The following is a 14625-nucleotide window of genomic DNA, read 5'->3' on the forward strand; positions in this document are numbered from 1 at the left end:
TTTATATTATATTTAAATTTTCTCCCCCCCACCCCATCATTCACACCCCCCCCCCCCCCCGCGGGGCGGGGGGGCGCCCCCCCCCCCCCCCCCCCCCCCCGCCGTCGCACGCAGTCCGTTCATCGAGAATTCGGGGTGGAATGAAGATACGCGCGCATGCGGAAAGCCATGTCGTCGAGCTCGACGACGGCTCGCAATGGCAGATCTTTCCCGGCGATCTCGCGACCACGCTGAGCTGGAAGCCCGAAACCGATCTGCACCTGGAGCGAAGCGGCGACCAGGTGAGCTCGCATGAGCTGGTGAACGACGCCGATCAAAGCCGCGTGCGGGTGATCGCAGCGGGCGAGACTTGGCCTGATGGCGACGTTAAGAAAGTGTTGAAGGGCGGGTAGGGCGCGCCCGCAACGGGTCGGATATCCCCAATTTTGAGCCTGTCACTTTACGGTCGGTTTGCTTCCGTCTGCGCACAATGCGTGGATGCAGGAATTGTTCGACATCATCCGCGCCAATCCCTGGCCCTTCGGCGCCGGGTTGTTCGTCGTCATCCTGATGATCCTCGCGGAGAACTTTGGGCGCGGTATTCAAGGCGACGGCGCCGTCAGTGACTTCTCGGATTCGGACGGTGGCCAGGGTGGCGGCGGCGGCGACTAGATCCCGCCAGCGGCAAGCGCGATTCGCCTAGTCCTGTAAATCGGCCGCGATGCCTGCGAGCCAGCGGCGAATGCTTGCTTCGGTCCTGGCATCGAGCCCGGCAGCAAGGCGCTTCTCCAACGCAATCACCCGTTCCCGGCACGCTTTCAAAAGCGTCGCGCCGCGCGGCGTCAGCGTCCATTGCTGGATGCGGCCGTGGACCGGATGGGGCGTCATCAGAATCGCACCGTCACGTTCGAGGTTGCGGATGATGACGCCGACGGTCTGGGGCGTCAGGAAGGTAAGGCGGGCAACGTCGGCGCCCGAGAGGCCCGGATAGGCATTGAGCATGGTCAGCACCGCGAATTGCGGTGAGGTGACGCCGAGATCGGCCAGCAACCGCTCCATCGTCAGGCGGACTGCGGCATGGGCCTGGCGCAGCAGATAGCCGAGATAGCCTTGCTCGCCGCGCTTGCCTTCCCCTGGGGCTGGCACGCGCACCGCTGAGGCAGCCGTGGGGGCCTTCCGCCGGAGTTGCGATCTCGTGATGTCGGCCGGCTTGCGCATGATGTAAGGGCTCTTATAATAGCTCAGTGCTCTTACAATACCACGAGGTGAACGGCAATGTCACACGCCCGCAGCGAATACGAGGATTTCAAGAGGATCGCGCCCGACGCGTATGAGCTGGTGCTGGCGCTCGGCCAGGTCGCGGCCAAGGCCGGCCTCGACAAGCAGCTTCTCGAACTGGTCAAGCTGCGGGCATCGCAGATCAACGGTTGCGCCTTCTGCCTGCAGCATCACATCCTGCTTTCGGAGCGGATCGGCGTTCCCGTCGACAAGCTCAATTTGGTCGTGGTCTGGCGCGAGGCGCCGATCTTTTCTGCGCGCGAACGTGCCGCGCTGGCCTGGACCGAGGCGCTGACCTGCCTGCCCGACGGAGTCGGCGAAGACGTGTACGCCGAGGTGAGCCGTGAATTCTCCGAGACGGAGCTGACGTACCTGATCTCGGCGATCGCCTCGATCAACGTCTGGAACCGTTTTGGTGCGGCGTTTCGCTGGACGCCGGCGAAGCGGCCGGTCGCAGCGAATGCGGCGGCATCCTGATTGCAACGAAGGGGAGATCACGAATGACAGCAATGAGTTTTCCCACCGTACCGCGCCCGGCGCCATCGCGCTCGATGGCGATCGCCGTCGTTGGCGGGCTCGCCTGCGCGCTTGTGATCGGCAAAGCGCTGCCGGTGACGATGGACGCCATATCCGGCACACTCTCGCCGCTCTGCGCCACCGCCGCCGAAAGCTCGCCGCTCGACAAGGTCGAGCCGATCGGCTCCTACGCGCTGCCGAACGTGCCGGGCAAGCGCGTCACCATCGTGCGCGTGTTCTACGGCCCCGGCGGGTTCTCGCGGCCGCATCGTCACGCGGGATCCGTCACCGCCTACATCACCAAGGGCGAGATCCGCTCCCAGCTCGGCGGCGGTCCGGTTGAGACGTTCGGCGTCGGCCAGTCCTTCTTCGAGCCGCCCGGCTCGATGCATCTGGTCTCGGCCAATGCCAGCACCACGGAGCCGGCTGAATTGATCGCCGTGTTCGTGGCGGACGAGGGCGCGCAGCTGACGACGCTGCTGGAGTAGCTCGCGCTCGCAATCCGAAGTCGCCGTTGTTCACGTAGGCTGCGATCGCTTCACACGTTTCCATAGCGGTGAAAGACCGTATGCGACGGCGGGTATCGCAACCGCGCCGACAAGGAGCCCAACGACGCCTGAGATGGCTGCCTCGACCGACCATTCGACGATGCCGGCGATGGAGGGCAGGAGGCGCGCGGCAGCCTCGGTCGCGGCATGGACCGTATGGCCGACCATCGGTGGGCCATATTGTTCGATGCCGTGCAGGATGATGCCGCCGCCGACCCAGATCATGGCGGCGGTGCCGATGGTGCTCAGCACCGCCAGGAAGGCAGGCATGCCGCGGACGAGCGCACGTCCAAGCAAGCGGATCGCGCCGCCAATGACCGAGGCGCCGTCATATCGCGCAAGGGCCAGGCCGACATCGTCCGCCTTCACGATCAGGGCGACCACGCCGTAGACACCAACCGTGATGAAAATGGCGACGAGCGCCAGCACGAGTGCCTGGGTCCAGATGCTGCCTGCCGGGACGGCTGCCAGCGTGATCGCCATGATCTCCGCCGATAGGATGAAATCCGTCTTGATGGCGCTTGCGACCTTCTCGTCCTCAAGTGACCGCGCATTCGACGCCGCTGGCTGGCGCTGAGTTTCGTGGTCGTGCGCATGATGCGGCATCACGGCTTCGAGCACCTTCTCGGTGCCCTCATAGCACAGGAAGGCTCCGCCCAGCATGAGCAGCGGCGTAACCGCGGCGGGAAGGAAATAACCAAGCAACAGGGCGATGGGCAGCAGGATCAGCAATTTGTTGCGGAGTGACCCAACCGCAATCTTACCCACGATCGGCAGTTCGCGTTTCGAGGCAAAGCCGATCACGTAGTTCGGCGTGACGGCTGCATCATCGATGACCACGCCAGCCGCCTTTACTCCCGCCTTGGCCGTCTGGCCCGCGACATCGTCGAGCGAGGCTGCCGCCACCTTTGCAATCGCCGCGATATCATCGAGAAGACCAATCAGTCCGGCACTCATCAACACTGTTCCTTCGACCGCCCGGCATGAGGACGAGCAGCGTCAATTCTCCTCGCCGCCCGATCCCTCGCGAAAGTCCGGCTTGAGCACGTCCTCCGGCAGCGCATGCGCCACGGGCTGCGGCGTGCCGGCGATCTCCGGGCCGACCTCGCGGCCGCGGGCGCGGATGAGGCGCTCGTACGCCGAGACCAGCGTGACGTAAGGACTGACCCAGATCCAGCCGTCGCGGGTAAACACTTGCACGTCGAAATGCAGGTGCATCGAGGTGCCGGCGGGATGGTCGAGATAATTCGAGACCATGCCGATCTTCTCGCCCTCCGATACGATGCGGCCATTGAGCAGGCCATCGGCGTTTAGCGCCTGCGGGTTCATATGCATGTAGCGGAAACGGATGTGCTCGGTCCGGCTGTTGATTTGCAGCGTCACGGCCTGGTCCTTGGAAGCGCGTATGACCCTGGCATCGCGCACGGCGACAACGGCGCGCTGCTTGGGATCGCAAGCTTGGCGGCCTTCACCGGGCGGTGGGCACTCGGCCGCGCGGATGTCCTCACCCTGATGGCCATAACCGCCGCTGCATTGCCAGACCTCGAAACTGCGAGATTCGCAGAAATTGTCGCGCCATGGGTAAGCGGTCGTGCTCTCCATCTTGTCGCGCTTGGCATAGGATTGCGAGTGTATGAACGCGGGCGCCTTCTCGAGAGGAAACCGGATCTGTGCGTAGGCCATCACGTCGGGATGGCCGCCCTGCTTGCGATAGCCGGTGTTCGGGATGATGTCGCCGCTCGGCCGGTAGCTGAAGTCCGGGGAACGTACCGCGGGACGATCGAGAATGTTGGAAGCAACGTCTGTCAGCGGCCGCATGCGCTGGCCGCCGGCCACGCGCAGCGCCTTCACGAAGCGTTCGGCGACCGGATAGGCCTCCTTGCAGGCAAGCCGCCGCGGCTTGGCGACGCTGTCGAGGCATTGGATCGACACCACATAGGCGACGCCGAAACGGGTGAAAGCGTAGCGCACATAGCCTTCCCGGATGAACTTGCGCAGGTCCGGGTAGAGCGCCGCGAGCGGTTTGACCGGCTCGCCCTTGCCGCCCGAGGGATCGGCAATGTCATAGACGAGCGCCGAACCCGTGATCTGCACCTCGACCGGCCTTGCGAACACGCGGCCCGGCATGCCGTCGCCGGCGCCAGGCTCGAACGAAAAGGTCGCGCTGTAGCCGGCCGGACCGGCGTCGAACATATCGACGGAATTGAAGTCGGCCTGGTAGCGCGACAGCGCGAGTGTCGCCGGCGCGCCATTGCGCCGTGCTTCGAAATAAGCGGCCGCGTCGAACGGCAGCAGCACGGGTACGGAGCTGCGGGCGATGCCGGTGAAGAATTGCGAGGAGATCGCGTTGAGCTGCACCAGCGCCGGCATCGCGCGCGGATCGTAGCGCGGCACCGAACGACGGGGCGCGAAGATGAAATCGTCCGCGGCCCGGGGATGGGCGTTGATTTCGCTGCGGAGCTGGTCGAGCGCCGCGCGCCAATCGGCGCGCAGGGCCGTGAGCGAGGGGCTGCGGAATTCATCCGCAGCCAGCGGAGAGGCAATGAGGAGCGAAAGCGACGCCAGAAGTTGCGAGACGAAGCGGAAACCTTTCCCAACCACTGTCTCGCCCCCCGGCGGCACCTGTTGCGCTCGCTTTGGCCCCGTCAGTCCTTGGCGCGCTCGGAGTAGGAGCCGTCTTCGGTCATCACGACGATTCGGGTGCCGACGGCGATGTGCGGCGGCACCGTGGTGCGCACGCCGTTCGAGAGCACGGCGGGCTTGTAGGACGAGGAGGCGGTCTGGCCCTTGGTCACGGGCTCGGTCTCGACCACTTCCAGCGTCACGCGCTGCGGCAGGGCGATCGATACCGGATTGGAGCCGTGCAGCGACAGCTTGACCGTCATGCTCTCCTGGAGATAGGCCGCCGCATCGCCGATCACGTCCTTGGACACCTGGACCTGGTCATAGGTCTCCGGGTTCATGAAGTGATAGCCGTCACCATCTTCATACAGGAAGGTGTAGTTGCGCTCTTCGATCGTGGCTTTCTCGACCTGGTCGGTGGTCTTGTAGCGCTCGGAGATCTTTACCCCGTCCGAGATTCGGCGCATTTCGATCTGGCTGACCGGGGTGCCCTTGCCGGGATGGATGTTCTCGGCGGTCACGACGACATATAGCTTGCCGTCTTGCTCGATCACGTTGCCCTTGCGAATAGAACTGGCGATGACTCTCAAAGCTTTATTTCCTGCTTGCTTGGCCCGGCTCGGGCCAGGACGTGGTCAAATTGATGGGGGACCTGGGGCCCCAAATCAGACCGCGGCACCCGTTTCGGGCCGCAACATACTGGTTTTGCCGTTGGATGCCAGCATTTTGCTGGCCTGCGGGACGGCCGGTTAATGGCTGGGGACAAGCCGATGTCGCCGTTCTGGTCCCCCTCGCGGCATGTCGACCGCCGGCCCTTCCTGCAGGCCAGGGGAGCCATCACCGGGGCTCTACGGGGATTTTTCGCCGAGCAGGGCTTCGTCGAGGTCGAAACCTCCGTTCTCGAGGTCTCCCCCGGCAATGAGACCCACCTGCACGCCCCCCGGACGGAGATCATGCGACCCGACGGCAGCCGTGTGAGCCGATATTTGCGGACGTCGCCGGAATTCGCCTGCAAGAAGCTGCTGGCGGCCGGGGAGACCCGGATTTTCGAGTTCGCCCGGGTGTTCCGTGACCGTGAGCGCGGCGACCTCCATTTGCCCGAATTCACCATGCTGGAATGGTACCGGGCAGACGCCCCCTATGACGCCATCATGGCTGACTGCGTCGTCCTCATCGCCCGCGCGGCCCAGGCGACCGGTATCGGCGCCTTCGCCTTCCGCGGCCGGACCGCCGATCCCTTCGCCGAGCCGGAGCTAGTGACGGTGGCCGGCGCCTTCGAGCAGTTTGCGAGGATCGACCTGCTTGCGACCATTTCCGGCGGGGAGGGCGACCGCGCCGGGCTCGCCCGGGCGGCTGCCGGCAAGGTCCGCGTGGCCGAGGACGACACATGGTCCGACATCTTCAGCAAGGTTCTGGTCGAGCATGTCGAGCCGCATCTGGGGCTGGGGCGTTTGACCATTCTGTTCGAATACCCATCTCCAGAGGCGGCACTGGCGCGCGTGAAGGCGGGCGATCCCCGCGTTGCCGAGCGGTTCGAGGTCTATGCCTGCGGTGTCGAACTCGCCAACGGCTTTGGCGAACTGACCGACGCCGAGGAGCAGCGCAAGCGCTTCACGCAATCCATGGCGGAGAAGCAGCGCCGCTACGGCGAAGCCTATCCGCTGGACGAGGACTTTCTGGCCGCGGTCGCGGCGATGCCGGAGGCAAGCGGCGTCGCGCTCGGCTTCGACCGGCTGGTGATGCTGGCGAGCGGCGCGTCGCGAATTGATCAGGTGGTCTGGACGCCGCCTGCAAATGAAACGTTTAGCGAGACATGACGAAGAGCAATCTTGCACGCACATTGCGCGATCCGGCCGAACTTGTGGCCGAGCAGCTGGCGCCCGCCACAGCGCTGCCGGTGCTGGATCGCGTTGCCGCACGCTATGCGGTTGCGATCACGCCTGCGCTGGTCGATCTGATCGACAGGTCCGATCCCGACGATCCCATCGCGCGGCAATTCGTTCCGACTGCCGCGGAGCTGGAGATGCAGCCGGGCGAGAACGCAGATCCGATCGGCGATCATCCACACTCGCCGGTTCCCGGGATCGTGCATCGCTATCCCGACCGCGTGCTGTTCAAGCTCGTCCACGTCTGCGCGGTCTATTGCCGCTTCTGCTTCCGCCGCGAGATGGTTGGCCCCGGCAAGGAGAACGCGCTCTCGGATGGCGCCTATCGCGCGGCGATTGACTACATCCGCTCGCACGGTGATATCTGGGAGGTGATCCTGACCGGGGGCGATCCCCTGATGCTGTCGCCGCGGCGGATGAGCGAGATCATAGCCGATCTGGCCGGCATCGATCACGTGAAGATCATCCGCCTTCACACTCGCGTGCCGGTGGCCGAGCCCGCGCGCATCAGCGACGAGATGGTCGCTGCCCTGAAGGCCGAAGGCGCCACCACCTGGGTAGCGCTGCATGCCAACCATGCGCGCGAACTGACGGGGCCGGCGCGTGCCGCCTGCGCGCGGCTGGTCGATGCCGGGATTCCCATGGTGAGCCAGTCCGTGCTTTTGCGCGGCGTCAATGACAACGCGACCGCCCTGTCGGATTTGATGAGAGCTTTCGTCGAATGCCGGATCAAGCCCTATTATCTGCATCACGGCGATCTCGCGCCCGGCACGGCGCATCTGCGAACGACACTCGCCGAGGGGCAGAATTTGATGCGGCAGCTGCGCGGACGGGTGTCGGGACTGTGTCAGCCCGACTACGTCATCGACATTCCCGGCGGCGCCGGCAAGTCGCCGGTGGGGCCGAATTACGTGTTGCCGATGCAAAATACCGCACCCGATGCGCGTGATGCAGATCAAGAAACGCGCTATCGTATCGTCGATTATTGTGGCGACGTTCACCTCTATCCGCCCGAGACCTGAATGGTCGTGATGGAGATGCTGGCTCGAGGAATGGAGAGGTAAAATGAGAAGCATCATTTTGGCACTGTCGCTTCTGACGGTGTTCGGCAGCGCCGGCTTCGCGCAGACGGGAAGCAAGGGATCGACGTCCTCGGGGCAATCGGCGGGTTCTTTGCCGCCTGCACCCGTGGGCCATCGCCAGCCGCGCGTCGGCGACGTGCCGAACGAGAAGAACCTGAGCGACCCGAACGATCCCCTCAGCAAGGAAAATCAGGCGCTCGACAAGAAGATCAAGAGCATCTGCCGCGGCTGCTAGGCGCCGGAGCAGCGGGCAGGGTGCGACAGCCTCACCCCGCCCGCAATCGTTCGGTCAGGCGGAGCGCTCGTGCAGCCCTGCGCGCTTGGTGTTGCGCCGGATCTCGACCGCGTCAGCGAGCTGCTTGAGCACGGTTGCCGTGGTCGCCCAGTCGATGCATCCGTCCGTGATGCTCTGGCCATAGATGAGCGGCTTTCCCGTCACCACGTCCTGGCGTCCGGCGACGAGATTGCTCTCGACCATCACCCCCATGATGCGGTTCTCGCCACCGGAAATCTGCCCGGCGATGTCGGCCGTCACGAGCGGCTGGTTTTCCGGCTTCTTGCACGAATTGGCGTGGCTCGCATCGACCATCACGAGCGGTGCGACGCTCGCTTTTGCCAGATCGTTGCAGGCCGCTGCGACGCTTGCCGCATCGTAATTCGGAGTGCTGCCGCCGCGCAGGATGATGTGACAATCCTCGTTGCCCGCGGTCGAGGCGATTGCGGAGCGGCCGAGCTTGGTCACCGCCATGAAATGATGCGGATTCGAGGCCGACTTCACCGCGTCCGCCGCGATGCGCACGTTGCCGTCGGTACCGTTCTTGAACCCGACCGGGCAGGACAGCCCCGAGGCCAGCTCGCGATGAATCTGGCTTTCGGTCGTGCGCGCGCCGATCGCGGCCCAGGACACGAGGTCCGCAATGTATTGCGGCGTCGTCATGTCGAGAAATTCGGTGCCGGCGGGCAGGCCGAGATTATTCACCGCCGAGAGCACGTTGCGCGCCAGCCGCAGGCCCTTGTTGATGTCGAAGCTGCCGTCCAGATCGGGATCGTTGATCAGGCCCTTCCAGCCGACCGTGGTGCGCGGCTTCTCGAAATAGACCCGCATCACGATTTCGAGTTGGTCGGCAAGCTCTTCGCGCAAGCTCGCGAGGCGCTCGGCGTATTCGAGCGCAGCCCTGGGATCATGCACCGAGCAGGGGCCGACGACGACCAGAAGCCGGTCGTCCTGGCCATTGAGGATCGCATGGATGGCGTTGCGTGCGGCCATCACCACGCGCGTCGCGGTGAGCGTGCGCGGGACTTCCCGCATCACCTCTTCGGGCGTGCTCAGCTCTTTCAGTTCGCGGATACGAAGATCGTCGGTCGTGCTCAGCACGGCGGGCTCCTGTCATGTTGAGACCCTGCCGGCCAATAAAAAAGCCGCCAGGTCTGGCGGCTTGTTCGGACGTTTGCTGCAATGTTTCAGATTGAGCGCGATCCTCCTGCCGCCAGCGAGCTGTCGTAGCTAAAGTACCAAAAATAGCTGGTGACCAGGGTGATCATGGCCAGTCATATAGCGCGCGATCGGCGGCTTGTCACCCCCCAATGGAGGGTGACGGCCAAGCGGCGCCTCAACTGTTGCTTTTGCGTGCCGCCAGCGCCATGCCGATCAGCGTGGCGCCGCCGAACAGCAGGTTGATGCCGACGAGGATGCCGATCGCCCATTCCGCCGAGCTCGGCAATCCCGTGATCACCATGAACGAGATCGCGATGTCGACGAGGCCCGAGATCAGGAGCCACGACCAGCGGCCGCCCGGCTCGCGGCGATGCTCCAGCGCGTACATGATGGTGGCGACGCCCTCGGCGAGGAAATAGGCGCCGAGCACGATGGTCAGCGTCAGCACGGCCTGCATCGGCCGCGCCAGCAGCAGCATGCCTGCGAGCACGGCAAGCGCGGCCGAGATCAGCGACCACCAGAAGCCCGGCGTGCTGCGCGCCCAATAGGTCGCGATCAATCCGCCGATGCCACTGATCAGGAACATCCAGCCGAGGAAGATCGCAATCGCAAGGCTTGCGAGCGGCGGCAGGATCAGCGCGGCAACGCCGAGCACCGCAAGCAGGATCCCTTCGAACAGGAAGGCCTTCCAATGTGCCTTGACCGTCCGGCTCATGGCGGATTGCAGCCGGGAAAGATCCTCAGGCGATGTCATGGGCAGGCTCCGGATCGAGAGGTGTGTGCTCGATCTAGTCTAGTACGTGCGCACCGCGCTTGCCATCCCGCGGTTCAGCCGCCGCCGTGCGCCGACGAAAAACCTTCGCCGCTGGTGCGGATGCGGTTGCGGCCGAGAACATAGATCGCGGTCGTGACGATCAGAAGTGCGAGGCCGAGCAGGATCGAGACCAGGCCGATCGGGATCAGGGCCAGCGTCAGATTGCGCTCGGGATTGATGAGCCAGTGATGGATCGAGGTCAACACGAAGGCAAGACCGAGAAAGCCGACGCCGCCACCGGCAAGCAGCAGCGCCCACATCCGGCGGAGCTGGCTGAGGCGCTCCCGCGCGACGTCGGTCCGGGGGGCGTGATGGCGCGCGACGCGCCGTACCAGTCGGATGGCGAAGGCGATCGAGCTGAAGCCGATCAGCAGGCTCGCGCCGCCCAACCACATCCGCAGCGTCGGATCGAGATCCGGCATGCGCTGGAGTGTGAGCAGGGGGAAGTCGAAGGCCGAATGCAAGGCGAGCGGGCCTGCGAAGATCAGCAGGCGGCTGGAGAGACGGGCCCAGTCGCGATGATGGCGGTTCGCACCCAGCGCCGTGCCAGCGCGCGCGATGGTTAGATAGGCGCCGGCGATGATGCCGAGCGCGCCGTGGAACGGCACCGTCAGCACGCTGCGCAAGGCGGCCAGCGAACGCCACATCTCGGCATGCTGGACGAGATAGGCGAGGTTCTCGTAGGCGGCGAAGCCGAGGCCGACCGCGGCGCCATAGACCACGCTGTCCATCGGATTGGCGAAGGTCCGCCGCTTGGTCGAGGCGACCAGCACGATGGCGATCACCTTGACCGCTTCCTCCGGCAGCGCGACGCCGAAGATCGAATGCATGGCCAGCGCCGCCCACGGGTTATCCGGGGCCGCGACCATCTTGGCGAAAGGGGCGCGGGCCAAGCCCAGCAGCGAAATGCTGGCCGCGCCGAGCAGGAACGCGGTCCAGACCTGGGCCGGCGGTCCCGGGCGTTCCTCGGCGGCAATGACAAGCCACAGCATCAGCAGCGCCGGGGCGATGGCGGCCGTTCCGATGACGGTGGGTAACGCTTCGATCAGGTACATCGGCGCCGAAAATAGGTTCCCTTGATCCGCTTATCTACATTCCCTGATGCGACCTTGTGTCATGCGCTCGCTGTCGGGTCTCTTAACAAGCGTGACAGCCTGCGTTCATCAAGATGGTCGCCGGGGTGTCGAATATGGAGCGCAATCAATCGCATGACAGAACCACCTCGTCTCCCATGACAACGGTCGCGGGCCCGTCATCGGATCGCGATTGGCAAGTCAGATCAAGGCAATGCGCAGGTTTCTTCGATTCACGATGCACGTGTCGCCGCGGCAAGTCCAGAGCCGGGATTGCCCCGTCCGGGCAACGCATGGCCTGGCGGACCGGCCTAGTCACGCCCGGTCGCGCGGGAGGGCGACGCGGTCCGGCGGGCCCGGACTTGCTCCACCTCCCAGAAGGCGCGGATAAGGCACGTGCCGAGGCAGAGCACGATGAGCAACAGCAGGAAGGCCTGGTCGGCGGCAGGGATGTGAGTCATGGCAATGATAAAGCAACGCCCATGCCATGCGTTCCCGCACGCGTCTGCCGCGGCTTGCGCCATCTGCAACGGCTGCCGATCCCAAACCCGCTTTTGACTGTCTCAATGCGTGGTGAACGGCGGCGGCGCGTCGGGCGCGACGTCGAAGGCGCCGAGATGGAATTCGTCGCCGATGGACGCGTCCGGCTCGGAATGCTGCGCCATCAGCGTGAACGCGGCCTGCGGGTATTGCTTCCAGATATCGAGATCGCCGGCGGTGATGGTGAGCCAGCCGAAGGTGTACATGTAGCGTCCGGGCTCGGTGACCCGGCCGACCCTGTCCCAGGTGATCTTGTCGACTCTGATCTTATCGACTGTGACCTTGTCGACTGCCATTCGGTCCCCCGATCGCAAGTCTGCAGATAATGCCCGGCACGAGGCGCGGACCTTCAAAAGCTTATCTCGAAATAGGGCTGCGATAGGGCGGCGCGGCCGGAGGATCAGGCCGATTGCAGCATGGGTGAGCGGACGATCAGCCGGACGACGTCGTCCCGCGACTGCTTTTCGGCGAATTTGACCGCAAAGCCGTTTTCGAATTTGCGGATCACGCGCCCGACGCAAGCGCCGACCGCAAGCGGAGTTCCCACTGGCGGATCGTATTCGCAGGATATCGCGACACCGGCCGTGGAGACGTCGATGATGAAGCAGGCATGGGTGCTGCCGTCGGCGAGCGTCAGGAAGGTGTGCGCGACCTGCGGAACGAAGCGGGCGTCACGCCGCAGCTCCTGAACGCTGGCGTCCTTCTGCTTCTTCTCGAGCCAGGTCAGCTTTTCCGACATCCAGGCGCGCCGGGCCCGCGTCATCTCGAGCTCCATCAGGAAGCCCAATTTCAGCGTCGCGCTGATGGTGCACTGGAATTCGCCGAAATCCTGGAAGTAGGAGGTCACGCGCTCGCCGACCTTTCCGACCACGGGAACGTCGACCATCATCCGGAACGGCGACACGCGGCTGGTGCGGCAGGCGAAGGTTCGGAGCTTACCCTCGCAATCGTACCAGCGCGGCAACGAGTAGCTGCCGCTCACGGTGACTTGCACGGCACGCTGTCTGAGGAACTCTGCGACGGACATGGGCGCCAATCGTGTTTCGGAGTGTTTCCGTAGTTCCACGGTAGCAAGCAAATTCTAAGCAAATGATACCGGCACTCACGAGCAGGGGTAAATTCTTGGTAAATGCGCGGACCGGGACGGGCGGCATAGCGCCGCAATTATGAGGCACGTGACCTCACGATCGCGTCATCCGAGCAGCGCCAGCAGGGCGAGCACGCCGATGGCCAGGACGAGCTTGATTGTCGCGCAGGCCAGGCTGTCCGGTCTGCTCTCAAGTCCGAACCACGGCAATGCATGCCGCATCGCGCGCGTCGCAAATGCTTCGACGATGGCGAGCAGAAGAGCGATTCCGGCGAGGAAGGACCATGATGCGTCCGGCAGCATCCATGCCGCGAGCCACGCGGGGACGGACGCTTTCATCGATGCCAGCAGCGCGAACCATCCGAACAGGGATACGAAGCCCTTGATGATTTCGGGCCCGACCGTGCCAGGCTCGAGACGGATGCCGATCTTTCCAAGAGCGAGTTCGATGCGCTCGCCATCGCTGAAGAAGAGGAAGGCGCCGAGATAGAGAGGGACGCGCGACTGAAACAGCAGCGCGATGATGCCGAACAGGACGGCGTAGCCGAAAGCGTCACTGACGACGGTCGTGCCGGCCGTATGCAACGGCTCCGACACAGCCGTGGCCCGAGGCCGCGATCTGGCGCGCGCCATGTGTTCCAGCATTCTGGCGCGCCGTTCCGGCGCGTAGGCTGCCGAGCGGTGGATCCATGGCGGCGGCGCCGGCGAGGCGATCCCGGCCTGGTCGTCCGAGGGAGATTTATACTGCGCCATGGGCCTGCATCCGGTTCCAACAGGACATTGGTCGGCGGCGAGGGGCGGGGAGGTTCATGCGGAGCGGCAGATTTCGCCGTGTCATCAACGGCTGGATGATGGCGCTCCCTAGCGCCGTCGCACGAAAATTGAGTGGCTGGAATCAAGTACTTACGTCGACCGAGCGCATATTGGGCCGGACGCAATGTAAGACGAATGGTTGGTCCTCGGCGGCTCCTGTTTTCGGCAGTTTCCACACACCCACGACCAGCAGTAACTCCAGCGCGTTCTGGCAAGCTCACCGGCGCTCTGGCAAGGGAGGGCCGTGGCATCCTGCAAGGAGTTCATCCCGCAGGATGCGGTACTGAGAGCCGGTGACCCCCGCAATCAGCGGCAGACGTAGCTGCCATTGACGAGAACGCGGACACATGCCGTGCCGACCGCGGCCGCACCGACTGCCGCGCCGCCTACGACCGCACGCCTGGTGGTGCGGCGTGCAACGCCGGCTACCGACACGGGTGTCAAGGGGCGTCCGACCCGTGCTTCTGCCCGGCCGAGCGAGAGTGAAAGCCCTTCGTCGGCCGACCAGCCGATTGAGCCGGACACTCCGAGGGCGATCACGGCACCTGCGAGTGATAATTTTGTGAGCAAGCCACGCTTCATGATGGTCTCCGTCCTGTGAGAGTGAATTTCGATCGCTCCACGGTTCGCTGCTCGGACCATTGATCAAGGTCAAGGAATCGCAAGAAAACGATGCAGCTGGTAAGCGCGAGCAACACGCGAAGACGCTTCCTGCAGAATGGGCGGAGCGAGAGCTTCTTCGACTCTTTACTTCTGCACGCAGAGCGGTCTCAGCGTCTCGTCGCTGCTGCGCGCTTTCGCGTATTCCATCAGCGCCGTCCGGGCCGCTTCGCAACGCTCTGCGCTTGAAAACTCTTGTGTCGATATGACGGCGCCATTCGCGACGCCGAGCCAGCTGATGACGACCAGAACATAGGTCATGGTATTCTCCCCCTCAGCCGTCGATCTCCTG

19 protein-coding genes are annotated in these 14625 nt (G+C 64.4%); 7 read left to right on the forward strand and 12 right to left on the reverse strand.

Annotated elements, in window-relative coordinates; genetic code table 11:
* The first annotated feature begins 140 nt into the window (after nt 1-140).
* Together AC0L2J_RS05660 and AC0L2J_RS05665 are read left to right on the forward strand one after the other, a co-directional pair.
* The gene (locus AC0L2J_RS05660) at nt 141-392 is read left to right on the forward strand and encodes a hypothetical protein (RefSeq protein ID WP_473387750.1); all 252 of its coding nucleotides are present in this window, start codon (nt 141-143) and stop codon (nt 390-392) included.
* Between the two features lie 94 nt (nt 393-486).
* A complete protein-coding gene (locus AC0L2J_RS05665) occupies nt 487-651 on the forward strand; it encodes a hypothetical protein (RefSeq protein WP_167552226.1) in 165 nt (54 codons plus the stop codon).
* A 27-nt stretch (nt 652-678) separates the two neighbouring features.
* On the opposite strand, the gene AC0L2J_RS05670 is transcribed toward AC0L2J_RS05665, so the two are convergent.
* The gene (locus AC0L2J_RS05670; RefSeq protein ID WP_371449355.1) at nt 679-1197 is read right to left on the reverse strand and encodes a MarR family winged helix-turn-helix transcriptional regulator; all 519 of its coding nucleotides are present in this window, start codon (nt 1195-1197) and stop codon (nt 679-681) included.
* A gap of 57 nt (nt 1198-1254) precedes the next feature.
* Here AC0L2J_RS05670 and AC0L2J_RS05675 point away from each other — a divergent pair, with 57 nt between their 5' ends.
* Nucleotides 1255-1734: a carboxymuconolactone decarboxylase family protein gene (locus AC0L2J_RS05675; RefSeq protein WP_473387752.1), complete on the forward strand. Its 480-nt coding sequence runs from the start codon at nt 1255-1257 to the stop codon at nt 1732-1734.
* Nucleotides 1735-1757: 23 nt separating this feature from the next.
* Nucleotides 1758-2261, forward strand: coding sequence for a cupin domain-containing protein (locus tag AC0L2J_RS05680; RefSeq protein ID WP_473387755.1), 504 nt, complete (start codon nt 1758-1760; stop codon nt 2259-2261).
* A gap of 30 nt (nt 2262-2291) precedes the next feature.
* On the opposite strand, the gene AC0L2J_RS05685 is transcribed toward AC0L2J_RS05680, so the two are convergent.
* From AC0L2J_RS05685 to efp, 3 genes are read right to left on the reverse strand one after another with little or no spacing between them, the layout of a single operon-like run.
* A complete protein-coding gene (locus AC0L2J_RS05685) occupies nt 2292-3278 on the reverse strand; it encodes a DUF808 domain-containing protein (RefSeq protein WP_473387758.1) in 987 nt (328 codons plus the stop codon).
* Between the two features lie 42 nt (nt 3279-3320).
* Nucleotides 3321-4943 (reverse strand): M23 family metallopeptidase, encoded by a 1623-nt coding sequence (locus AC0L2J_RS05690; RefSeq protein ID WP_473387760.1) that lies wholly within the window; start codon nt 4941-4943, stop codon nt 3321-3323.
* 23 nt (nt 4944-4966) lie between these two features.
* The gene (efp, locus tag AC0L2J_RS05695) at nt 4967-5533 is read right to left on the reverse strand and encodes an elongation factor P (protein WP_007609944.1); all 567 of its coding nucleotides are present in this window, start codon (nt 5531-5533) and stop codon (nt 4967-4969) included.
* A gap of 162 nt (nt 5534-5695) precedes the next feature.
* Between efp and epmA the strand changes: the two genes are divergently transcribed.
* From epmA to AC0L2J_RS05710, 3 genes are read left to right on the forward strand one after another with little or no spacing between them, the layout of a single operon-like run.
* A complete protein-coding gene (gene epmA, locus AC0L2J_RS05700) occupies nt 5696-6760 on the forward strand; it encodes an EF-P lysine aminoacylase EpmA (protein WP_473387762.1) in 1065 nt (354 codons plus the stop codon).
* Nucleotides 6757-7851 (forward strand): lysine-2,3-aminomutase-like protein, encoded by a 1095-nt coding sequence (locus tag AC0L2J_RS05705; RefSeq protein ID WP_473387764.1) that lies wholly within the window; start codon nt 6757-6759, stop codon nt 7849-7851. The genes epmA and AC0L2J_RS05705 overlap by 4 nt, the downstream gene beginning before the upstream one ends.
* 43 nt (nt 7852-7894) lie before the next feature.
* Nucleotides 7895-8146 (forward strand): hypothetical protein, encoded by a 252-nt coding sequence (locus tag AC0L2J_RS05710; protein WP_007609951.1) that lies wholly within the window; start codon nt 7895-7897, stop codon nt 8144-8146.
* A gap of 54 nt (nt 8147-8200) precedes the next feature.
* On the opposite strand, the gene AC0L2J_RS05715 is transcribed toward AC0L2J_RS05710, so the two are convergent.
* The 8 genes from AC0L2J_RS05715 to AC0L2J_RS05750 all read right to left on the reverse strand — a co-directional run bounded on the left by AC0L2J_RS05715 (nt 8201) and on the right by AC0L2J_RS05750 (nt 14594).
* Nucleotides 8201-9286 (reverse strand): 3-deoxy-7-phosphoheptulonate synthase, encoded by a 1086-nt coding sequence (locus AC0L2J_RS05715; RefSeq protein ID WP_473387767.1) that lies wholly within the window; start codon nt 9284-9286, stop codon nt 8201-8203.
* A 235-nt stretch (nt 9287-9521) separates the two neighbouring features.
* On the reverse strand, nt 9522-10100 hold the full coding sequence (locus AC0L2J_RS05720; protein WP_007609955.1) for an HdeD family acid-resistance protein: 579 nt from the start codon (nt 10098-10100) through the stop codon (nt 9522-9524).
* A gap of 74 nt (nt 10101-10174) precedes the next feature.
* The gene (locus AC0L2J_RS05725; RefSeq protein WP_007609961.1) at nt 10175-11215 is read right to left on the reverse strand and encodes a PrsW family glutamic-type intramembrane protease; all 1041 of its coding nucleotides are present in this window, start codon (nt 11213-11215) and stop codon (nt 10175-10177) included.
* Between the two features lie 581 nt (nt 11216-11796).
* The gene (locus tag AC0L2J_RS05730) at nt 11797-12069 is read right to left on the reverse strand and encodes a hypothetical protein (RefSeq protein ID WP_473387770.1); all 273 of its coding nucleotides are present in this window, start codon (nt 12067-12069) and stop codon (nt 11797-11799) included.
* A 104-nt stretch (nt 12070-12173) separates the two neighbouring features.
* Complete coding sequence (locus tag AC0L2J_RS05735) at nt 12174-12800, reverse strand: pilus assembly protein PilZ (protein ID WP_007609965.1); 627 nt, start codon at nt 12798-12800, stop codon at nt 12174-12176.
* A 165-nt stretch (nt 12801-12965) separates the two neighbouring features.
* Nucleotides 12966-13613 carry a hypothetical protein gene (locus tag AC0L2J_RS05740; RefSeq protein WP_473387773.1) on the reverse strand — a complete coding sequence of 216 codons (648 nt, stop codon included), beginning with the start codon at nt 13611-13613 and terminating at the stop codon, nt 12966-12968.
* Between the two features lie 366 nt (nt 13614-13979).
* Nucleotides 13980-14255 (reverse strand): hypothetical protein, encoded by a 276-nt coding sequence (locus AC0L2J_RS05745; RefSeq protein ID WP_007609967.1) that lies wholly within the window; start codon nt 14253-14255, stop codon nt 13980-13982.
* Between the two features lie 165 nt (nt 14256-14420).
* Nucleotides 14421-14594: a hypothetical protein gene (locus tag AC0L2J_RS05750; protein WP_007609968.1), complete on the reverse strand. Its 174-nt coding sequence runs from the start codon at nt 14592-14594 to the stop codon at nt 14421-14423.
* Nucleotides 14595-14625: the final 31 nt, after the last annotated feature.

It is taken from the genome of Bradyrhizobium sp. MV1.5, assembly GCF_055807615.1.